20 protein-coding genes are annotated in these 21,455 nt (G+C 67.4%); 14 read left to right on the top strand and 6 right to left on the bottom strand.

Annotation, left to right across the window (positions count from 1 at the left end; all coding sequences use genetic code 11):
- The 5 genes from G5B31_RS10595 to G5B31_RS10575 form a co-directional block, all read right to left on the bottom strand.
- Positions 1-1,395: a CpaF family protein gene (locus tag G5B31_RS10595; protein ID WP_165017103.1), complete on the bottom strand. Its 1,395-nt coding sequence runs from the start codon at positions 1,393-1,395 to the stop codon at positions 1-3.
- Between the two features lie 4 nt (positions 1,396-1,399).
- The gene (locus G5B31_RS10590; protein WP_165017100.1) at positions 1,400-2,725 is read right to left on the bottom strand and encodes an AAA family ATPase; all 1,326 of its coding nucleotides are present in this window, start codon (positions 2,723-2,725) and stop codon (positions 1,400-1,402) included.
- Positions 2,719-3,615, bottom strand: a complete 897-nt coding sequence (gene cpaB, locus G5B31_RS10585) for a Flp pilus assembly protein CpaB (RefSeq protein WP_165017097.1) — start codon at positions 3,613-3,615, stop codon at positions 2,719-2,721. Before cpaB ends, G5B31_RS10590 begins: the two co-directional genes overlap by 7 nt.
- A 33-nt stretch (positions 3,616-3,648) precedes the next feature.
- Positions 3,649-3,849 (bottom strand): DUF4244 domain-containing protein, encoded by a 201-nt coding sequence (locus G5B31_RS10580; protein WP_165017094.1) that lies wholly within the window; start codon positions 3,847-3,849, stop codon positions 3,649-3,651.
- 98 nt (positions 3,850-3,947) lie between these two features.
- On the bottom strand, positions 3,948-4,730 hold the full coding sequence (locus tag G5B31_RS10575) for a tetratricopeptide repeat protein (protein ID WP_165017092.1): 783 nt from the start codon (positions 4,728-4,730) through the stop codon (positions 3,948-3,950).
- A 257-nt stretch (positions 4,731-4,987) separates the two neighbouring features.
- Between G5B31_RS10575 and G5B31_RS10570 the strand changes: the two genes are divergently transcribed.
- The 7 genes from G5B31_RS10570 (at position 4,988) to G5B31_RS10540 (ending at position 13,063) form a co-directional block, all read left to right on the top strand.
- Positions 4,988-5,956, top strand: a complete 969-nt coding sequence (locus tag G5B31_RS10570) for a hypothetical protein (RefSeq protein WP_165017089.1) — start codon at positions 4,988-4,990, stop codon at positions 5,954-5,956.
- Between the two features lie 71 nt (positions 5,957-6,027).
- Positions 6,028-7,233: a TolC family protein gene (locus G5B31_RS10565; RefSeq protein ID WP_165017086.1), complete on the top strand. Its 1,206-nt coding sequence runs from the start codon at positions 6,028-6,030 to the stop codon at positions 7,231-7,233.
- A gap of 33 nt (positions 7,234-7,266) precedes the next feature.
- A complete protein-coding gene (locus G5B31_RS10560) occupies positions 7,267-9,396 on the top strand; it encodes a type I secretion system permease/ATPase (RefSeq protein ID WP_165017083.1) in 2,130 nt (709 codons plus the stop codon).
- The gene (locus tag G5B31_RS10555) at positions 9,393-10,565 is read left to right on the top strand and encodes an HlyD family efflux transporter periplasmic adaptor subunit (RefSeq protein WP_165017080.1); all 1,173 of its coding nucleotides are present in this window, start codon (positions 9,393-9,395) and stop codon (positions 10,563-10,565) included. The genes G5B31_RS10560 and G5B31_RS10555 overlap by 4 nt, the downstream gene beginning before the upstream one ends.
- 169 nt (positions 10,566-10,734) lie before the next feature.
- On the top strand, positions 10,735-12,027 hold the full coding sequence (locus G5B31_RS10550; RefSeq protein ID WP_165017077.1) for a type II and III secretion system protein family protein: 1,293 nt from the start codon (positions 10,735-10,737) through the stop codon (positions 12,025-12,027).
- A gap of 14 nt (positions 12,028-12,041) precedes the next feature.
- Positions 12,042-12,599: a CpaD family pilus assembly lipoprotein gene (locus G5B31_RS10545; protein WP_346763903.1), complete on the top strand. Its 558-nt coding sequence runs from the start codon at positions 12,042-12,044 to the stop codon at positions 12,597-12,599.
- The gene (locus tag G5B31_RS10540; RefSeq protein ID WP_165017071.1) at positions 12,599-13,063 is read left to right on the top strand and encodes a TadE/TadG family type IV pilus assembly protein; all 465 of its coding nucleotides are present in this window, start codon (positions 12,599-12,601) and stop codon (positions 13,061-13,063) included. The genes G5B31_RS10545 and G5B31_RS10540 overlap by 1 nt, the downstream gene beginning before the upstream one ends.
- A gap of 30 nt (positions 13,064-13,093) precedes the next feature.
- Here G5B31_RS10540 and G5B31_RS10535 read toward each other — a convergent pair whose 3' ends face one another.
- A complete protein-coding gene (locus tag G5B31_RS10535) occupies positions 13,094-14,740 on the bottom strand; it encodes a pilus assembly protein TadG-related protein (RefSeq protein WP_165017068.1) in 1,647 nt (548 codons plus the stop codon).
- Between the two features lie 200 nt (positions 14,741-14,940).
- Here G5B31_RS10535 and G5B31_RS10530 point away from each other — a divergent pair, with 200 nt between their 5' ends.
- The 7 genes from G5B31_RS10530 to G5B31_RS10500 all read left to right on the top strand — a co-directional run bounded on the left by G5B31_RS10530 (position 14,941) and on the right by G5B31_RS10500 (position 21,405).
- On the top strand, positions 14,941-16,245 hold the full coding sequence (locus G5B31_RS10530) for a BamA/TamA family outer membrane protein (RefSeq protein ID WP_165017064.1): 1,305 nt from the start codon (positions 14,941-14,943) through the stop codon (positions 16,243-16,245).
- 132 nt (positions 16,246-16,377) lie between these two features.
- On the top strand, positions 16,378-16,902 hold the full coding sequence (locus G5B31_RS10525; RefSeq protein WP_165017061.1) for an L-2-amino-thiazoline-4-carboxylic acid hydrolase: 525 nt from the start codon (positions 16,378-16,380) through the stop codon (positions 16,900-16,902).
- A 281-nt stretch (positions 16,903-17,183) separates the two neighbouring features.
- Positions 17,184-18,086, top strand: coding sequence for a branched-chain amino acid ABC transporter permease (locus G5B31_RS10520; protein WP_165017058.1), 903 nt, complete (start codon positions 17,184-17,186; stop codon positions 18,084-18,086).
- 4 nt (positions 18,087-18,090) lie between these two features.
- On the top strand, positions 18,091-19,482 hold the full coding sequence (livM, locus tag G5B31_RS10515; RefSeq protein WP_165017055.1) for a high-affinity branched-chain amino acid ABC transporter permease LivM: 1,392 nt from the start codon (positions 18,091-18,093) through the stop codon (positions 19,480-19,482).
- Complete coding sequence (locus G5B31_RS10510; protein ID WP_165017051.1) at positions 19,482-20,339, top strand: ABC transporter ATP-binding protein; 858 nt, start codon at positions 19,482-19,484, stop codon at positions 20,337-20,339. Before livM ends, G5B31_RS10510 begins: the two co-directional genes overlap by 1 nt.
- Positions 20,336-21,061, top strand: coding sequence for an ABC transporter ATP-binding protein (locus tag G5B31_RS10505; protein ID WP_165017048.1), 726 nt, complete (start codon positions 20,336-20,338; stop codon positions 21,059-21,061). Before G5B31_RS10510 ends, G5B31_RS10505 begins: the two co-directional genes overlap by 4 nt.
- A complete protein-coding gene (locus tag G5B31_RS10500) occupies positions 21,061-21,405 on the top strand; it encodes a DUF6867 family protein (protein ID WP_165017045.1) in 345 nt (114 codons plus the stop codon). Before G5B31_RS10505 ends, G5B31_RS10500 begins: the two co-directional genes overlap by 1 nt.
- Positions 21,406-21,455: the final 50 nt, after the last annotated feature.

Genomic DNA, 21,455 nt, shown 5'->3' with positions numbered 1-21,455 from the left:
CTATGTCCCGTAAAGATCGGCCGGCAGCTGAAGCCCCCAGCGGCGGAATCTGTCGGAATAGGCCGACCGCATCCCGCCCGACTGGAAATGCCCTTCGACGCGCCCGTCCGCGGTGACGCCGGTATGTTCGAAATAGAACAGTTCCTGCATGGTCAGCACATCGCCTTCGCAGCCGGTGATCTCGGTGATCGAGGTGATCTTGCGGCTGCCGTCCTGCATCCGGTTGACCTGGATGATCAGGTTCACCGCGGAAGCGATCTGGCGCCGCAGGGCAGAGAGCGGAATCTCGATCCCGGCCATGGCGATCATGTTCTCCAGCCGGCTGGTCGCGTCGCGGGCGCTGTTGGCGTGGATCGTGGTCATCGACCCGTCGTGGCCGGTGTTCATCGCCTGCAGCATGTCGATCACTTCCTCGCCGCGGGTTTCGCCGACGATGATCCGGTCGGGGCGCATCCGCAGGGCATTGCGCAGGCAGTCGCGCTGCGTCACCGCGCCCTTGCCTTCCACATTCGGGGGGCGGCTTTCCATCCGGCCGACGTGGGTCTGCTGCAGCCGCAGTTCCGCGGTGTCCTCGATGGTGATGATCCGCTCGCGCTTGCCGATGAAGGCGGAAAGCGCGTTCAGCAGCGTGGTCTTGCCCGACCCGGTGCCGCCCGAGATGACGACGTTCAGCCGCGAGGTGATGGCCGCGCGCAGGTAGGTGGCCATCTTCTCGTTCAGCGCGCCAAGGAACACCAACTGGTCGAGGCTGAGCTTGTCCTTGCGGAACTTGCGGATCGACACCAGCGTGCCATCCAGCGCGATGGGTGCGATCACCGCGTTCAGCCGCGACCCGTCGGGCAGGCGTGCGTCGACATAGGGCGTGGATTCGTCCAGCCGCCGCCCGACCGAGGCGACGATCTTCTGCAGGATGCGCCGCAGGTGCGCCTCGTCCTGGAACTGCACGTCGGTCAGCTCCAGCAGGCCGCCCTGTTCGATGAAGACCTGGTCGGGCCCGTTGATCAGGATGTCCGACACCGCCTCGTCGCCGATCAGGATCTCCAGCGGGCCAAGCCCCGTCACCTCGTAATAAAGGTCGTCCACCAGCCCGTCGCGGTCCGAGCGGCTGACCGCCACGTTCTGCTTGGGGACCAGCGTCTTCAGGATGTTGACGATCTCGGTCTTGATCTCGGCCTCGCTGGCCTGCATCAGCGCCGAGAGGTTCAGCGTCTCCAGCAACTGCTGGTGGGCCTGCTGGCGCAGGCCGGCCAGCTTGCGCCGCCGGTTCCGCGTCGCCTGCGCCGCGGTCGAAAGCTCTTCCTCGACGGCTGCGGGCGGCGGTTCGCTCGCGGCGGGAAGGTCGTCTCCCGGCCGCCGCAGTTCGGTCAGCTTGCTCTGGCGAAACTTGTTGAACATCGGTCTAGCTCCGGGGCGGGGCGCCGGCCGGCACGCCGATCGTCGGGTGCAGCGCTTCGCACAACGCCCGGATGGCGGTCCGGGCCGGGTTCTTCGGCGCGTGGTCGCATAGCGGCGCGCCGGCATTGCAGGCCGCGGTCACCTCGGGGCCGCCGTCGGGCAGGAATTCGGCGAAGGGGACGCCGAGGCCCTTCTCGAACTCGGCCACCTCTTCCTTCCAGGCGCGGCTGCGCTTTGCCGGCGCGCGGTTCAGGAAATAGAAGGGTGCGCCCGTCGTCACCTTCTCGCTGCGCAGCAGGTCCAGAAGCTTCGCCGCGTTCTGCGCCGAGCGCACGTCCAGGCTGCAGACGCCGAACAGGCAGTCCGAGACGGCGAAGGCGTCCCCGCTCCAGTCCGCGACAAGATGCGGCAGGTCGAGGATCACCAGATCCGCCATGTCCCGGGCCAGCATCACCAGCCGCCGCAGGTCGTTTCCGTCGATGCCGTCCAGCGGCAGGATCTCGCGCGGGGCGGAGAAGACGGCCAGGTTGGGCCGGATGCGTTGCAGGCAGTTGCTGAAGGCGTCCGAGTCGATGCCGCCGATGGTGCGATAGGCGTCCAGCACGCGCGAATCGGCCGGCAGGTTCAGGTAGGTTCCGACATTGCCGAACTGGAGGTTCAGGTCGATCAGGCAGATGTTGCGCGCCGGTTTCATGGCCGCCAACTCGGCGGCAAGGTTCACCGCAAGCGTGGTGGCGCCCGACCCGCCGCTGAACGGCTGCACCGCGATCACCCGCCGGGGGGCGGGCGGGGGCGCCGACAGCGACGGCCGCGGCGGCGGCGCGGGCTGGTCCTTGCCGGAGGCTCTGCGGCCGAACAGCCGCGACAGTCCGGCGGCGGGGGCCGCGCGGCTGCCCGCCGCGACCGGGCCGGCGTCGGGCGGCAGGTCGGTGCCGGGGGCGGGGTCGATCGGCATGAACGGCGGCCCGGCCAGCAGCTGCATCCCAGGAACCGGAGCCAGCCGGACCCGCGACCCGGACGGCACCAGCACGACGATACTGTCCGTATGCCGCGCGGCGGCCTCCAGGACCGCCTGCACCAGCCGGGGCGCGGCGTCCTTGTCGGTCCTGGGGGCAATCACGATCCGCTCGAAGCGGGTGCCGGCGTTGTCGCGCAGGTGATCCAGCGCCTCGGCAAGGCTGAGGTCGGTGCGGCGCAGGCCCGCGGGCAGCGTGGCGATATAGCCGGCCAGCCGCATCACCGCGTCGAGCCCGTCGCAGATCGCGCAGATCCGACCCTCTCCGCCGGAAGCGCGGACGGCGGCCCCCTCCTCGCCGGTTTCCTTCAGCATGGCACTTCAAAGACCGCCCGGCTGCCCGCGCGGATGATCGCCGTCGTGCAGGTGGGGCGTCCGGCCCCTCCTCCGGTGATACGCGCCACGAGGCCCGGATCGTCCTCGGCCCCCGTTCCGGCCCCCGAGGCGGTGCCTTCGCGCGTCACCACGGGCAGATCGGCCAGCTCGTCCGCGGAAAGGACCAGCTCCTTTCCGTCCGCCCGCCGGTCGCCGTTCGACAGCAGGATGTGGAAGAAGCCGGTCTGCGCCGCCAGGATGTAGCGCATCGCTTCCTCTTCGTTTCCCTCGACGATCAGCTTCCCGGCCATCTTGTCCGCCGCCGTGGCGTCGCCGGTCGCGGCGTCCCCCGGAACGGCCAGAACGCGCACGCCCGAGCCGAGCAGGCGGCTTTCCATCCGCCCCTGGGCGGCGGTCCGGGTCCAGATGATGTCGACCGTGGCGCCCGGTGCCAGACGGTCGGCGAATTCCGCCAGGTTCCGCGGCGCGATGGCGAAGGCGCGCGCGCCCTGCGACAGCACCAGGCCGAAATCCGTGCTGGCGTCCGAACTGCCCACATCGGTGAACAGGAGCAGCGCCCCCTCGGCCAGCGGGGCCATCGAAACCAGCGATTGCCCCTCGGCAGGCTGCGGCAGATCGCGCAGCACGTTCTGGGGAACGATGCTGGCAGGCAGCGGCTTCATCCCGAAGTCGGAGGGCTGCAGCGCCGTGCCGGCCGGAATGTCGCGCAGCGGAACGGGCAGCGAGACCGTCTCGCCGAGGTCGGCCAGGCTCTTGCGGGTGGCCGAAAGCTCCGTCTCAAGCGCACGGGTATACTGGAACGTCCCCAGTCCGGCAGCAACGGCAAGCACGATGCCGAGCGAAATCAGTGCGATAATCTTGAACCGCATGAGCACCTGCAACCAAAGGGTGAATGAACCGGCTCAATTCTCGTCGGGCTTCCCGACGCCGTCAACCGCATCGGTGATTATATTGCGCAGCTTCGAGGCGATGCTGTCTTCGCCGCCGCCGTTCAGCACCACGGCCACCGACGAGGCAAGGGCCACGACCGCGGCCGTCAGGACGATCCAGTCGACGGTGACGGCCCCGGTTTCCTGCCTGATGAAGCGCCTGACCTTCAGCATCCTGTCCTCCAATGGCTGGCGCCGCCGCAAGCCGCGGCGGCAAATCCATCCTTCCGGGAGGAATACAGCAAAAAGTCTGGAGTCTAAAGACGAAATGGCTACTGGAAGATCATGTAGCCGATGGGCTTGCCCGCCAGGTAATCCGCCCGGGCCGCCGCATAATGCTTCAGCGCCGCATCTGCCTCCGCGGAGGACATGATGCCTTGCAGCATCGTGCGGGCGTCGCGGGTGCGACCATCCAGCGCATAGGCGATGGCCAGGTTGGCGCGGACGGTATCGCCGCTGGCCGGATCGCGCAGCAATTCCTCCATCAGCCGCGTGCCCCGGCCGATCTCGCCCGAGAGGACCAGCGACAGGGCATAGTTGCTGAGCAGGGCGAAGTTCGTCGGATAGAATTCGAGGCCGCGGCTGTAGACCGCCTGCGCCTCCGTGTGCCGCGACAGATAGTCCAGCGCGACGGCCTTGCCGGTCAGGGCGACCAGGTTCTTGCGGTCGACTCCCAGGGCCTTGTCGAAATGGCCGATCGCCTGCTTGGGGTGCATCTGGTAAAGTTCCAGATTTCCCAATTGGTTATGAACTTCCGGGTTGCGCGGGTTCAACTGCCTTGCGCGGACCAGGGCATTCTCGGCCCGGCTGAACTGCCGCAGGGCGGTGTAGGATTTGCCAAGCCCGACCAGCGCCGCGACGGAGCGCGGGTCCCGCTGGGCGGCCAATTCGAACACGCGGGCAGCTTCTTCGTAGTCTCCCACCGAATAGGAGGCTTCGGCGACCTGCTCGGTCTCGGACGTGGCGGCGACGGCCCCGCGGCCCAGTTGCGAACAGCCGGCAAGGCCGAATGCCAGAGCCACCATCGCCGCAGATGCCATCGCACGGGTGCCCATGCCTTCCTCCACCACTTGGAATTGCAAGGGCGACCTTAGTGGCTGATCCGCGGCAGGTCCAGCGATCGGCCGCGCGTAGAAAAATACAATCTATAGTATTGAAGGAATAGTCATAGGTGTGTATCCCCATGCCAAATTGATGAAGGCTTCTGCCAAGGACCTCGGGCCGGCGTGTGCCGGTCCATCGGCCATCGTGCGGATGTTCCCGACCGTGTAGACCACCCGGAGCGGCGCCGCCTTGCCGCTCCGGCACTCAGTTGCCGCCTCGTGCGGCAACTCTCTTTCCGGTCGGGGCACAGCGGCCGCCCGAAGGGGGCGGGCACTATCGCATTGCGAGAATCGTTCGGCTCTCCTATCAACGCGGGGGCTTTTCTGGGGGAAGCGAAGCAATGGTCGAAATCTTTACCGTCGCAGGCGGGCCCGGCGGGGCCAGCGCCAGATCCGTGACAAACGACGTCAGGCTGGCGGCTCCCTCGGATGTCTATTTCGGCAGCGGCGCCGCAGGAATTGCATATTATGAGAAGTCCGGGGCGGACCTGCGGGTCATCCTCCTGGACGGGCAGGAAGTGCTGGTCCGGGATTTCTTCGTCATCGGGCCGGCCGGCGAATACAGCCGTCTTCTGGACGGCGGCGCCGGCGGCGAGGTCGAGATCACCGGCCTGCTTGCCCCCGAACCTTTCGTGCCGCCGACCGAGCCTGCGGCCGTCGCCGAAGCCGAGAAGGCCGAGGAGGCGCAGCCGATGGCCGATGCCGATAACGATTCCCCGCAGGGGGAAGAGATCGTGGTCGGCCCGTCGGACGGCGAGCCTGCCCCGGATGATGCCGCTCCAGTCGCCGGTGGCGGCGGCGGTGGGGTGATGACCATTGCCGGCATCGGGCTGGACCGCCTGCTGTTCGCGGCGGCCGCCATTCCGGTTTCGGTCGAGCTGCTGGACGATGATGACGACAAGCCGCCGGCGCCTGCGGCCTTGCCCGCGCAGGAATCGGTCGATGCCGAAGGTTCCGCGGAAGATGCCGGAACCGAGCCTGCGCCGGGCGCTGCGGCCGGGGACGCCGGCCCGCAGGGGGCCGGGGAAGGGGAACTGGGCGCGCTGATCGCGGGGCTGCTGCAGGGCGACGGTCTTCTCGGCGGCCTGCTCGGTGCCGAGGGGCCGGGCGACGTTCTCGCGGACGATTCCGCCAGCCCGTTCCTGGACGCGCTTTTCGTCCCGCCGGTCACGGTCTGATCGCGCCGATCGGGAAGAGGATGACACGTTCCGGTTCACGCGCCGGCCTTCTGGCTGTTCTGGCATTCGGAATGCTGCTGCACCCCGGCAGCGCCCTGCCGGCGCTGGCGCAGTCGCTGAAGGAGGCCGTCCGCATCGGGACCGAGCGCGACCCGACGGTCGAGGCGCTTCAGATGAGCGTGGCGCGCGAGACCACCAACATCGAGATCGCCAAGGACGGCAAGCGGCCGCAGGTCAGCATTTCCGGCGCGACCAGCACCACCGACAGCGACCCGGCGCTGACCGTCACCGTCTCGCAGGTGCTGTTCGACTGGGGGCTGGTGAAAAGCCAGATCGCCGCGGCTTCGCTGGCGCGGGTCAAGATCGTCGCCCAGCTGAAGATGGCGGTCGAGGATCTGACCCTGCAGATCTCGGAGCTTTACCTCGAAGTCGAGACGCTGGATCGCAAGATCGCCAAGACGCAGGACTACGTCGACTTTGCGCTGCGGATCGAGGAATTCTCGCGCAGCCGGGTGGCCGCGGGACTGTCCGACAGCGCCGAAATCGCCCGCGCGCGGCTTGAGATCGCGCGTGCCGAAGAGCGGATGGCGCAGTTGCAGGCCGACCGGATGATCACGCTGTCGCAACTGGAATTCCTGCTGGGCCAGCCGGTCACCGATCCGGGCCTGCCGCCGGAGCTTGCGTTCTCGGCCCGGTTCTCCTCCAGCGCGAACGTGATCGCGGCCATCGTGATCGCCCCCGCCTATGTCGAGGCGAAGGCCGACCTCGACATCGCGGCCGAGGGGATCAAGGCCGCAAAGGCGTCGAAGAAGCCGAAGATCAGCCTGCAGGCGCAGGGGCGGCAGGATCTGAGCGGCGGGCGTGGCCGCAGCGGGGCGATCGGCATCACCGCCGGCGTCGATCTGAACAGCAGCGGCTTCACCGGCCGCGCCGTCCTTGCCGCCGAACAGGAGCTTGGCGCCGCCGAAGCCCGGCTGAAAGCGGTCGAGCGCGACCTGCAGAATTCCGTCCGGGTCTTCATCGAGCGGATCAGCGTGCTGATGGCCAACGAGGCCTCGCAGCAGCGCCAGCTTGAACAGGCGCAAGAGGTGCTGGCGGCCTACGAACAGCAGTTCGTCGCCGGCCGGCGCGAGCTGATCGACCTGCTGACCACCGGTCGAGATCATTACGACGCCGAAATTGACAAAATTGAGACATACAAAGAACGAAAACATACGGAATATTTAGCCGCACATTCCGTTGGTATGTTAGGTTCTCTTTTGTTTGAAACCCGCTAGTGTAGCGGGCGTATCCGCAGTCGGGACGGGACCATGGCAGCCAGTGACACCAGCGATCCGCTTGTTCTCGGATTGATCGAGCTGTGCCGGTCGAACGGCATCGCCGCCGCGCCCGAGCGGCTGAAGGACGGCCTGCCGCATGACGAGGATGGCCGGCTCAGCGTGACGGCCTGCGCGCGGGCGTTGCGCCGCGTGAACATGAGCTGCCGCATCGCCCACGCTACCCTGGACCGCATCCCGCCCGAGGCGCTGCCGGTGCTGCTGTTCCTGAAGGACGGCAACACCCTGCTGCTGGAAACGGTCGAGGAGGGGCGGGCCGAGATCGTCCTGCCCCAGGCCGGCGGCGGCCGGGTCGAGCGGGCGCTGGCCGACCTGGCCGCGGTCTATTCCGGCAGGTATCTGGCCTCGAAGCCCGTCGATGTGGTGTCGCAGCGGCTGGGCGCCGGCGACCCCGACGGCCGGCACTGGATCATCGGCGCGGTGCTGGGCAATCTGCGCATCTATCGCGACGTGTTCCTTGCCTCGTTCGTGGCCAGCCTGCTGGCGGTGACCACGGCGATGTTCTCGATGCAGGTCTACGACCGCGTGGTGCCGAATCAGGTCTTCGATACGCTGTGGATCCTGGCCAGCGGGGTGGGGATCGCCATCGGACTCGAATTCCTGCTGCGCGTGATGCGGGCCCGGCTGATCGACATTTCCGGCCGCGACCTGGACCTGCAACTGTCCGCCCGGCTGTTCGAGCATGTGGTCAACCTGCGCCTGTCGCACCAGCCCCGTTCCACCGGGGCCTTCGCGAACCAGGTGCGGGACTTCTCGACCGTGCGCGAGTTCTTCACCTCGGGCACGGCTGGGGCGATCTGCGACATTCCCTTCGTGCTGATCTTCATCGGCATCCTCGCCTTCATCGGCGGCCCGGTCGCGCTGGTGGTGCTGTTCGGCGGGGCGTTGATGATCGCGCCGGGCATCCTGATGCAGGGCGCGCTGGCCAAGGCGTCGCGGCAGAACACCCGCGAAAGCGCGGCGCTGAACGGCCTTCTGCTGGAGGCGGTCTCGAACCTGGAGACGGTAAAGGCCGCCCGGGCCGAAGGGCGGCTGCACCGCGCCTATGTGCAGCTCACCGCGACCATGGCCGACACCGGCGTCAGGACCCGGGAATGGACCACGATCCTGATGCAGATCGCCGCCACCACCCAGCAGCTGTGCTATGCGCTGGTGGTGATCGTGGGCGTCTACCGGATCAGCGCCGGCGCGATGACGGTCGGCAGCCTGATCGCCTGCACCCTGCTGACCAGCCGGACCCTGGCGCCGCTGAGCCAGGTCGCCGGCCTGCTGGCGCGCTGGCAGCAGGTGCGCGCCGCGATGGACAACCTGGACAAGATCATGGAGATGCCGGTGGAGCGGCCGGCCGGGCGCCATTATCTGCGCGCGCCCGACATCCGCGGGGCCTACCGGCTGTCGGATGTCACCTATGCCCACGACAAGGACGGCGGGCAGGTGCTGAACATCCGCGCGCTGGAGATCGCCGCCGCAGAGAAGGTGGCGCTTCTGGGCGGCAACGGGGCGGGCAAGTCCACCTTCCTGCGGCTGATGGCCGGGCTGACCGACCCGGCGGACGGGTCCATCCTGCTGGACAACCTGGCGCTCGGTCAGATCGACCCGATCGACCGCCGCCGCCAAGTCGGATACCTGCCGCAGAGCGCCGCCCTGTTCCAGGGCACGCTGCGGGAAAACCTGATGCTGGACCACGGGTTGCACGACGATGCCGAGCTTCTGGCCGCGCTGGATGCCGTGGGGCTGGGGGGCCATGTGCGCAAGCATGTCCGCGGACTGGACATGCAGCTTTACGGCAATGCCAACGTCTCGGGCGGGCAGCGGCAGGCCATCGGCCTGGCCCGGATCATCCTGCAGGACCCCCGGGTGGTGATCCTGGACGAACCCACCGCCGCCTTCGACCACGCGACCGAACAGCATGTCATCCAGTTCATGAAGGGCTGGCTCGAAGGGCGCACCGCGATCATCGCCACCCACAAGCGCGAATTGCTGGCGCTGACCGACAGGGCGGTGGTGCTGCACGAGGGCGCCATCGCCCACGACGGTCCGCTGGGCAAGATCCTCGAACTCGCCCGCTCTTCCTCCGTCCAGTCGATGAAGGCCGTCAGATGAGCCAGACCGACCTCAACCCCGACTACCTGGACGGCAGCTTCCGCCGCCGCTCGCTTGCCGTGGCCCGGCAGACGGTCTGGCTGGTGGCCGCCGCGATCGGCATCGCCATCCTGTGGTCGGCCTTCGCCCAGGTGAACGAGGTCACGCGCGGCGACGGCACCGTCATTCCGCTGCGCCGGATGCAGACGATCCAGAGCCTGGAAGGCGGCATCCTGGCCGAACTGCTGGTCCATGAGGGCGATCTCGTGCAGCAGGGGCAGGTGCTGGCCCGCATGGATGCGACGCGCTTCCGCTCCGCCTTTCTGGAGACGCAGGGCGAGATCGAGACGCTGGAGGCCGAGATCGCCCGGCTTGAGGCCGAGGTGATGGAAAGCGACACCATCGCCTTCGACGGGGCCGAAAAAAGCGAGATCCGCGCCGCCGAGGAGCGGCTGTTCAATGCCCGCCGCACCAAGCTGCGGGAATCCATTGCCGCGGTCGAGGCCGAGCGGGCGGCCATCGTCGCGCAGATCGCGATCACCGCGCCGCTGGCCGAGCAGGGCTCGGTCTCGAAGGTCGACCTGCTGCGCCTTCAGCAGCAGGATGCCCAGCTGCTGGGCCGCATCAGCGAATTGCGCAACACCTATGTGCAGGAAGCCTATCGCGACCTGGTCGAGAAGAAGGCCCGGCTTGCCGCATTGCAGCAGCAGCTGGTGCAGAAGCGCGACCAACTGGACCGGACCGAGATCCGCTCTCCGGTGGCGGGGCGGGTGAACGATGTCAACATCACCACGCTGGGCGGGGTGGTGCAGCCGGGCCAGTCGATCATGGAGGTCACCCCCGTCGACGACCAGCTGCTGATCGAGACCCGCATCTCGCCCCGCGACGTGGCCTTCATCGCGCCGGGGATGCCTGCCAGCGTGAAGGTCACCGCCTACGATTTCTCGATCTACGGCGACCTGCGCGGGACCGTCACCCAGATCAGCGGCGACACGGTCGAGGAAGAGACCGAGCAGGGCGTGCAGGCCTATTACCGCGTCATGGTCACCACCGAGAAAAGCTATCTCGTCCGCAATGGCGAGGAGCTGCCCATCCGCCCGGGCATGGTCGCCCAGGTCGATATCGAATCCGGCAGCCGTTCGGTGCTGAGCTATCTGATGCGCCCGATCCTGCGGGCCAGATTGCGCTAACGACCTTGTAACGACCACCATGGATGGTATGCAGGGAGGAACATACAAGTGTCGGTCGAGCGGGCCATGGGGCCATGACGACCGATTCCGATTTTCCAGTAGCAAAACGTAGCATCCAACTTTGGCCAGGCTAGGCAGGCATATGCTCGACAAGGGAATTTTTGCTCGGTTGCTTCTTGCGCTGGCGCTGCTGGCGCCCGTGCAAGCCCTTTCGCAAGAGGTCTGGAGCGCGGGGCGCGGCACGCTGTCGATGAATGTGTCCGAGGCCAAGTTCATCAAGCTGGACAGGCCCGCGACCGCGGTGTTCCTGTCCAATCCCGGCGTGGCCGAGATCGACCTGCAATCCGCGCGCTATGTCTATATCGTCGGCCGTGCCATCGGCGAGACCAACCTGTTCGTCCTGGGCGAGAACGACGAGGAAATCCTCAGCACCACGATCTCGGTCGGGGTCGACGCCGACCGGCTGGCCGAGGCCGCGCAGCGGGCGATCAGCGGCGGCTCGGTCTCGGTCAGCACGCTGGACGGGGCGGTGTTCCTGAGCGGCACGGTGCGCAATGCCGACGATGCGGCCACCGCCGGCGATGTGGTGGCGGCCCTCCTGGGCGAGAATGCCATCGTCGTCAACCGGCTGGAACTGGAGACCTCGGCGCAGGTCAATCTTCAGGTGCGCATCGCCGAGGTCTCGCGTTCGATCAGCGAGGACCTGGGGATCAGCCTGACCGCCAGCAGCGGCAGCGGCCGGCGCAGCTTCGCCTCGCCGGCGGGCAGCGGCGACGGCTTCCAGGTCAGCATCGGCAGCGGGTCGCGCAACATCAACCTGGTGCTGGATGCGCTGGCCCGGAAGGGGCTGGTGACGATCCTGTCCGAGCCGAACCTGACCGCGCGGTCGGGCGAAACCGCCAGCTTCCTGGCCGGCGGGCGGTTCCCCTATCCGGTGCAGTCGGACGAGAACGAGGTGTCCTATCAGCTGGAACCCATCGGGGTGGAGCTGGAATTCACTCCGACCGTCTTCGACCAGAACCAGATTCAGCTGCAGATCAACACGCGGGTGCGCGACATCGACCCGTCCAATTCGGTCAATGAAGAGGTGCCGGCCCTGACCGAGCGCAGCGCCACCACCACCGTCGAACTGGGTAGCGGCCAGAGCTTTGCCATCGCCGGCATGTTCCAGACCGACAGCGTCCAGTCGCTGAGCGGCTTCCCCGGGCTGGTGAACCTGCCGATCATCGGGGCGCTGTTCCGGTCCTCCAAATTCGCGCGCGGCGAGACGGAACTGGTGATCATCGTGACGCCCTATCTGGTCGAGCCGACGAACGGCAGCGACCTGCGCACGCCGCTGGACGAGGTGAACCCGGTGACCAGCGGAATCGAACAGGCGGTCACCGGCCAGATGACCAAGGTCATCCGTCCCGGCGACGGCGGCGTGTCGCGGGTGCGCCGCGGCGGATTCGTCCTGCAGTAAGGAAGGCGATTCCGGTGAGATGCGGCTTTCTCGAGACAGTCTTCCTCCTGCCCGCGGTCCTGCTGGTGGCGGCCTGCGCGGGTGAGCCGCTGATGGCCCCGTCGGAGCGGCTGATGCCGCAGACGCATGAGGCGGTGCACAGCTATTCCTTCGAATCCTGCTCGGCGAAGATCAGCGGGGCGGAACAGAAGCGGATACGGGATTTCCTGAACGGCCTGGGGCTGACCGACCAGGACATGCTGGTGGTTTCGGTGCCGAAGAACCGCATTCCGGCCCGCGATGCCGAGCGCCGGCGGACGTTGCAGCAGATCTTCGCCGCCTATCCCGCCAAGGTGGAATTCGTGCAGGACAGCGATTTCCGCCAGTTGCCGCGGTCGGAGCCGTCGGGGATCATCCGGGTCGTGCGGACCCACGCCGTCGGGGTCTACTGCCCCGAGGGGGCGGCGCAGGCGGGCTGCGCCACCGCCCACAACCTGGCCGCCATGATTGCCGAGCCTTCGGATACCTTCCTGCCGCAGAAGGGCCGCCGGTATCTGCCGCCGGTGGGCGGCGGCGGGGCCGCGGCGCCGTGATGCGCCGGATCGTCCCCAGCCTGGACCGCCGGCTCCGGCGGTTCAGGGCGGATCGGACAGGCGCGGTGACGGTCGAGTTCGTCATCATCTTCCCGCTCCTGCTGATGATGCTGTTGCTGATCGTCTTCGTCAGCCTGCTGATCTCGACTGCAAGCGACGTGCAGCAGCTGGCGCATGAACTGTCGCGACAGTCCCTCGGCCGGCTGACGCGCAGCAACCCGCCGGCGGATGTCTGCCAGGTCATGGCGCAGGATACCGCGCTGATGAACGGCCTGCTGCAGCAGACCCTGCTGTTGCGGAGCGAGCAGCTGACCGTCAATCCCTGTCCCGGAATGCCGGATTCGGACGGGTTCGTGACCGTGACGGTGACCTACAATTTCGCCGGCAGTCTGGTTCAGGCCCTGGGCGAGAACTTCGGGCTGGACATCGGCATCATCACCCGCACCTCGACCCTGAAGCTGTGAGGCAAAGGGCCGGAAGGGCCGTGACGGGCGTCACTGCACCAGCCGGGCCTGGCAGGAATAGTCGTCGAGGATCAGGTCGGCCTGCGCCACCCGGATGCCCAGCGCGTCCAGCAGGTTCTGGGCGATATTGTCCAGTTGCAGCGTGTTGGCGATCAGGCCGGTCAGCGAATTGACCAGGCCGTTCACCAGGTTCAGCAGGTTGCCCAGCAGGCTGCCGACAAGGCAGCCCAGGCCCAGCGGGCCGCAATCCGGGCGGTGGGAATTGACGTCGCTCCGCAGCGACGACAGCACGTTGCTCAGCGAGCCGGTCACCCCGGAGACGGAAATCGGGTTGGCGATGGCGACCGGCTGGCGGAACTGGTCCAGGCGGATGTCGACCTGCCGCTCGACCCCGGCCACCGGGACCGGCGCGGCATCGCGCTCGATCGCGGTGCCGTTCACCAGTTGCAGCAGCCGCACCCGCAGCGCCAGCGTCGCGGGGGCGGTCGAGACCTGAAAACTCGCCAGCGTGTCCGATGCGGCCGCCGCGCCGCAGTTCAGGCTCAGCGCCGTCGCCGTCGCCTCGGCCAGTTGCAGGCCCAGCGTCACCCGGATCAGGTTCAGCGCATTGGCCCGCAGGCTCACATCGGTCTGCGCGACCTTCGCCTGCGGCGGCGGCTGGTCGCCGATCAGGCCGATGGCGGTGACCGGCGGCCGGATCAGCCCCAGGTCCAGCGTGACATTGGCCAGCGGTCCCAGGTCCAGCCCGGTGGTGACGCCGATCCGCTGCGCCGGCTGGGCCGCCAGCCCCGCAAAGGCGGTCAGCAGGTCCAGCGCGTTCAGCGACAGGTCGGGCAGCACGTCGCCCACCTTCAGCCGGGCCAGACCGGGCGACATCGCCAGAATCTCGTCCAGCGTCACCGTCGGGCCCACTCCCGCCCCGGTCGGCACGGCCGCCGGGGGCAGCTTGCCCAGGCCGACCAGCCCGCCCAGAAGGCGCGGGATGGCGATGGGCAGGTCCAGAACGTCGTCGAAGGTCAGCGCCTCCGTCGCCAGCCCCAGCGTGGCCAGCCCCAGCAACTCGTCCACCTTGACCCGCGTATTGGCCAGCCCCTCGTAGCCCAGCACGTTCGTCGTCAGCCCGAGGCCCAGCGGGCCGAGCACGCCGTCCAGAACCGACCGGCGGGTGTCCAGCCCGAGCAGGCGGTTGCGCAAGGTGAAGACCACCGTCGCCTGCTGCGTGCCCACGGCCGAGCGGCGGATCGTCAGGTCCTTGTCCGGCAGGATGGAGGCCAGCAGGATCGGGTCGAAGGGCGAGGGCACCACGACCCGCACGGCACTCGCGCCCTGATCTTTCCTGAACGCGCCGGTCTCGGCATCGTAGCTGCCGATCTCGATATCGGCATCGGCCAGCGCGATCGCGCCGTAGCGGGTGTTCCGGGCGACCACGCCGCGCGCGACATCGCGGGCCTTCGCCGCGTCCGGCAGGTAGCGCGCCGCGCTTTGCGCCGCGAGGTCGGCCTGCGACTGGACGTAGCGCTTCTGCGCGTTCAGCAGCGAGACGTCGGTCGCCAGGCCCCCGATCACCAGCAGCAGCGGGAACAGCATCACGACCAGCGTCGAGATCGCGCCCGCCGTATCGCGCAGGAAATGCTCCAGCCGCGCCGCCATGACCGCCCCGATTCCCTGCCGTCCCATCTGCATCGCCTTCCTTCGGTCCCCTCCCGGGCGACTCGCCTTGCCGGCGATACCCGTGGTGTTCCAGTCCTTTCTGGTACCGAAAGATGGCAGGAATCGGGTGCGCCGGGCAACAACTTGGGCTAGTGAGGGGCTATTCCGATTCTCGTGGTCAAGAGTCCCATTTTTCACTCTCAGCTGCCACTGAGGAGCTGCCTGTCATGCCGATCCGTCCGAAGCGCAAGCTGCTGCTTGCGTCCGCCCTTGCGTTTTCCGCCGCCAGCCTGGCCTTCGCTCCCGCCCTGAATGCGCGGACCTACAGCGCCATCGAGGTGCGCGGGGCCGAGTTCATTCCGGAAGAGAACATCGTCGCGGCCTGCGAGGTGGCGCCCGAGGTGGACTATTCGGCTGCCGACCTGGGCCTGATCCGCGATTGCCTGATGAGCAGCGGCCAGTTCCGCAGCGTCCAGGTCGCGGGCGAGGGCGACACGCTGGTCATCGCCGTGTCGGAGCTGAACGATCGTCCGGGCAGCGTCAGCGTGGGGCTGGCTTACGACAGCCGCGACGGCGTGGTCGGCAATCTCTATTTCGAGCGCTACAACCTGTTCCCCGGCACCTTTGGCGCCATCGACCTGCAGATTTCCAAGGAAAGCCGGTCGTTGCAGACCTACCTCTTCACCAAGAATGCCTTCGGGGGGCTGGATTTCGGCATCGACACCCAGCTGCTTCGCACCGACTACGACAACCAGGGCTTCGACAGCCGCCGGGCGCTGATCGAGCCCTACCTCGGCCATACCTTCGACGAAGGGCTGCGGGTCGAATTCGGCATCGGCTATCGCCGGGACGAAATGACCGGGATCACGCCCGGCTCCAGCGCCCTGTTTGCGAACGAGGCAGGGGTGGTGGATGCGCCCTATGCCCGCATCGGCCTCAGGTATTCGACCAATCCGCTGGAACAGGGCGCGTCGGAGATGGTCAGCGGCGTGGCTCTTTCGGTCGACCAGTATTTCTGGGGCCTCGGCACCGACAACCGCATCTCGGAAACCCGGGTCGAGGCGGAATCGCGCTTCGCCCTGTCCGAGCGCAACGCCCTGCTGATCGGCTTCCAGGGCGGCGTCGTCAACGCCGAGGGCGATGGCTCCAGCCGCGCGGTGGACCGCTTCTTCATCGGCGGCGCCGATTTCCGCGGCTTCGCGCCCCGGGGCATCGGTCCCAAGGACGGCGACTATTTCGTCGGTGCGAACAACTATTTCGTCAGCAGCATCGAGGTGCAGCGGGACATCGACCAGATCCTCGGCACCCCGACCAAGATCGGCATCTTCGCCGATGTCGGCTCGGCCTGGTCGCTGGACGACACGCTGGGCGGCGCGATCGACGACGACCGCAAGATCCGCAGTTCGGTCGGGGTATCGATGACGCTGGAGGTGGGCTCGGTCCCGGTGTCGCTCTATGTCGCCAAGCCGCTGGACCACGAGGCCACGGATGACGAACAGAATTTCGGCCTCAGCATCAGCACCTCGTTCTGACCGGGGCGCTGGCTGACGCCTCGGCCCGGCAGCCGACCCCGATCCGAAGCCTTTTCTCACCGTCTCCCGCGGGGCATGGTAACCATGCGGCCAGCCGCCCCGCCGGAGGGGCATTCGCCAGGGAGAATCCGCATGACCGACAAGCCGACCGAAGGTCCGCGCGCCGTCTTCGAGGGGGAGATCGGCATTCTCGCCCGGCGGCGCATCGAGGCGGGGATCATCGCGCCGATCTACGAGGAGATGCGCGCGCGGCTGGGGGAAGAGGTGGCGCAGGAGATCCTCGATGCCGCCATCCGCAAGGCCGCGGTCGCCGCGGGCGAGGCCTTTGCCGCAAAGACGCCGGGCGGCACCAGCCTGCGCACCTTCGCCGAGTTGCAGGAGCTGTGGACCCGGGACGACGCGCTGGAGATCAGCGTCGACAAGGCCACCGACACGGAATTCGACTACACGGTGAAGCGCTGCCGCTATGCCGAGATGTATCGGGAGATGGGTCTCGGCCATATCGGCCACCTGCTGTCGTGCAACCGCGACTTCATGTTCCCGCAGGGCTACGACAGCAACATCCGGCTGACGCGGACCAGGACGCTGATGGAGGGGGCCTCCTGCTGCGATTTCCGCTATCGCTACGAGAAGCCGGAGGAGGAGCCGCAGGGCTGAGCCCCTTCGGCCCGGGCGGCGAATGGCCGCAGGCCGCGCCCGGAAAGGGCGGGCCGGCGATGCCTGCCGCAGCGGAGGGCGCGATTTTCCTCGCACCCGCCGTCCGGCGTCGCGGCACAACCTCCCGGAGCGTCGGCAAATTCCTGTCGGTTGCAGCTTGACCACCGCGCATCCGGCGGCACATGGTGGCGATAACAGCAAGGCCGGGAAACGGCCGACTCTGCGGAACCGGGCCTGCCAGCGGCAGGCGCGGGAAACCGCAAAGGAACAGGGGAGAGGGAATGGAGTATTTCATTCAGCAGACCGTCAACGGTCTGACACTGGGGTCCATCTACGGCATGATCGCCATCGGCTACACGATGGTCTACGGCATCATCGGCATGATCAACTTCGCCCATGGCGACGTGTTCATGCTGGGCGCCTTCGCCGCGCTGATCGCCTATCTGATCCTGACCGCGATCTTCGCCAGCGTGCCGGTGGCGGCTGCGCTGGTGGTGATGATGGCCATCGCCATCGTGATGACCTCGCTGTGGAACTGGACCATCGAGCGGATAGCCTACCGCCCGCTGCGCGGATCGTTCCGGCTGGCACCGCTGATCACCGCCATCGGCATGTCGATCGTGCTGTCCAACTTCATCCAGGTGACCCAGGGCCCGCGCAACAAGCCGATCGCGCCGATGGTGTCGAAGGTCTACGACGTCTGGGGCATCTCGGTCTCGTTGAAGCAGATCCTGATCGTGGTCATCACCATCGTGATGATGACGGTGTTCTGGTTCGTTGTGAACCGCACCGCGCTGGGCCGGGCGCAGCGCGCGACCGAGCAGGACCGCAAGATGGCCGCCCTGCTGGGGGTGGACGTGGACCGCACCATCTCGATCACCTTCGTGATGGGCGCGGCGCTGGCGGGCGTCGCCGGCACGATGTTCCTGATGTATTACGGCGTGACCGTGTTCTCGGACGGCTTCATCCCCGGGGTGAAGGCCTTCACCGCCGCCGTTCTGGGCGGGATCGGCTCGCTGCCCGGCGCATTGCTGGGCGGGCTGCTGATCGGGCTGATCGAGTCGCTGTGGTCGGCCTATTTCTCCATCGACTACAAGGATGTGGCGACCTTCTCGATCCTGGCCATCGTGCTGATCTTCAAACCCTCGGGCATCCTCGGGCGCCCGGAAATCGAGAAGGTGTGACGCCATGGCCGCGCATTCCACCCCTTCTTCGGCCCGGCCCGGCGGCCTTGTCGGCCAGGCGCTGCGCGAGGCGGTCTTCGCCGGACTGATCAGCTTCGGGATGTTCGTGCTGTTCGTCGGGCTGAAGACCGACCAGAACATGCGCAACGAACTGGTGCTGACCCAACGCTGGGGGCTGCTGGCGATCTTCGTCGGCGTGGCGATGGTCGGCCGCTTCCTGATGATCGCGGTCATCCGGCCCTGGTTCGCCGCCGGCAAGGCGCAGCGGGCGGCCCGCCCCGCCAAGGCCGGCGAGGCCGGGCCGATCCGGCGCAACCTGCACTACATCGCCTTCGGCGCGCTGGTGCTGTTCCCGCCGGTGGTGGTGGCGCTGTTCGGGATGCAGGGCTCGCTGAAGTTCGTCGACAACTTCGGCATCCAGATCCTGATCTACGTCATGCTGGCCTGGGGGCTGAACATCGTCGTCGGCCTCGCCGGGCTGCTGGACCTGGGCTACGTCGCCTTCTACGCGGTCGGCGCCTATTCCTATGCGCTGCTCTCCAGCCACTTCGGCCTGTCGTTCTGGCTCCTGCTGCCGATGGCGGGCATCCTGTCGGCCTTCTGGGGGGTGATCCTGGGCTTTCCCGTGCTGCGGTTGCGGGGCGACTACCTCGCCATCGTGACGCTGGCCTTCGGCGAGATCATCCGGCTGGTGCTGGTCAACTGGACCGAGGTGACCAAGGGCACCTTCGGGGTGTCCGGCATCGCCAAGGCCTCGGTCTTCGGCATCTGGTCCTTCGACGTCTCGGCGCCGAACAACTTCGCCAAGGCCTTCGACCTGCCGATGTCCTCGGTCTATTACAAGATCTTCCTGTTCTACGTCATCCTCGCGCTGTGCATGCTGACGGCCTATGTCTCCACCCGGCTGCGCGCCATGCCCATCGGCCGGGCGTGGGAGGCGCTGCGCGAGGACGAGATCGCCTGCCGCTCGCTGGGGATCAACACGGTAACGACCAAGCTGACCGCCTTCGCCATCGGCGCGATGTTCGGCGGCTTCGCCGGGGCCTTCTTCGGCGCGCGGCAGGGCTTCGTCTCGCCGGAATCCTTCGTCTTCCTGGAATCGGCGGTGATCCTGGCCATCGTCGTCCTCGGCGGCATGGGATCGCTGTTCGGCATCGCCGTCGCGGCGGCGGTGATGATCGGCGGCACCGAACTGCTGCGGGAGATGAGCTTCCTCAAGGCCGTCTTCGGCCCCGACTTCACGCCCGAGCTTTACCGGATGCTGATCTTCGGTCTGGCGATGGTGATCGTGATGGTCTGGAAGCCGCGCGGCTTCGTCGCCACCCGCCAGCCCACCGCCTTCCTGCACGAACGCAAGGCCATCTCGGGCAGCTTCACCAAGGAAGGGCACGGCTGATGGGCGGTGACGTGATCCTGAAGGTCGAGCATCTGACCATGCGCTTCGGCGGGCTCTTGGCGATCAACGACCTGTCCTTCGACGTGCGCCGGGGCGAGATCACCGCGCTGATCGGGCCGAACGGGGCGGGCAAGACCACGGTGTTCAACTGCGTGACCGGCTTCTACCGGCCCACCATGGGCATGTTGACCATGACCCAGAAGGACGGGACGCAACTGCACCTGGAGCGGCTGAACGACTTCCGCATCAACCGCCAGGCCCGGGTGGCGCGAACCTTCCAGAACATCCGGCTGTTCACCGGGCTGACGGTGCTGGAGAACCTGCTGGTCGCGCAGCACAACGCGCTGATGCGGGCCTCGGGCTATACCGTGCTGGGGCTGCTGGGGTTCCCCGCCTATCGCGAGGCCTCGGCCGAGGCGATCCGCAAGGCCAAGCACTGGCTGGACAGGGCCGGGCTGACCGAGCGCGCCGACGATCCTGCCGGCGACCTGCCCTATGGCGCGCAGCGGCGGTTGGAGATCGCCCGGGCGATGTGCACCGGGCCGGAACTGCTGTGCCTCGACGAGCCTGCCGCCGGCCTGAACCCGCGCGAGAGCACCGAGCTGAACCGGCTTCTGCGGGCGATCCGCGACGAGACCGGCACCTCGCTGCTGCTGATCGAGCATGACATGTCGGTGGTGATGGAAATCTCCGACCATATCGTGGTGCTGGAATACGGCACCAAGATTTCCGACGGCACGCCCGCCGAGGTGAAGAGCGATCCCAAGGTCATCGCAGCCTATCTGGGGGTCGAGGACGACGAGGTGGAAGAGGTGCTGGACGAAATCATCCACGCGACCGAGGAGGCCGGGACATGACCGGGGCGCTTCTGAAGGTCGAGGGGGTCGAGACCTATTACGGCAACATCCGCGCCCTGAGCGGCGTGGATGTCGAAGTCGGCAAGGGCGAGATCGTCTGCCTGATCGGCGCCAACGGCGCCGGCAAGTCGACGCTGATGATGACGATCTGCGGCGCCCCGCAGGCCCGCAGCGGGCGGGTGGTCTTCGAGGGCGACGACATCACCCGGCTGCCCACCCACATGATCGCGCGCCGCCGCATCGCGCAGTCGCCCGAGGGGCGGCGGATCTTCCCGCGGATGACGGTGCTGGAAAACCTGCAGATGGGGGCCAGCCTCGACAAGCAGGCGTATTTCCGGGAGGACGTGGAAAAGGTCTTCACCCTGTTCCCGCGGCTGAAGGAACGCCAGCACCAGCGCGGCGGCACCCTTTCGGGCGGCGAGCAGCAGATGCTGTCCATCGCGCGGTCGCTGATGGCGCGGCCGAAGCTCCTGCTGCTGGACGAGCCCTCGCTGGGGCTGGCGCCGCTGATCGTCAAGCAGATCTTCGAGGCGATCCGGGTGCTGAACCGCGAGGAGGGGCTGACGGTCTTCCTGGTCGAACAGAACGCCTTCGCCGCGCTGAAGCTGTCGAACCGCGGCTATGTGCTGGTGAACGGCAAGGTCACCCTGTCGGGGCCGAGCACCGAGCTTCTGGCCAACCCCGAGGTCCGCGCGGCCTATCTGGAAGGGGGGCACCACTGATGCAGGGTATTCTCTACGAGGAAAGCTCGGTCCTGACCTTCGCGCTGATCACCTTCGTGATGGGCGGATGGACGGCCTGGCGCACCGGCCGGGCGGCGGCGGAAAGCTGGAGCGGGCTTGGCGTGCTGGCCGCCTATGTGGCGCTGCTGGGTGTGGCAATTCGCTTCATCCACCACGCGCTTTTCGAGGGGACCTTCCTGTCGCTGCACTATTATCTTGTGGATACGGCGATCCTGATGGTCTTTGCTTATGCGGGATACCGTTTCACGCGGACGCGGCAGATGACGACGCAATACTACTGGCTCTACCGCAAGACCTCGCCCTTCAGCTGGGTCCCGAAATGATCGGCTTCCGCCGCCCCCACACCTGCGGGCGGCAGGCGCAGCGGCAGGGT

The sequence above is a fragment of the Rhodobacter sp. SGA-6-6 genome, from assembly GCF_011043545.1.
GTDB lineage: Bacteria > Pseudomonadota > Alphaproteobacteria > Rhodobacterales > Rhodobacteraceae > Pseudogemmobacter.
The sequence above is the reverse complement of the archived record's forward strand: the minus strand, read 5'-3'. Positions and strand labels throughout refer to the sequence as shown.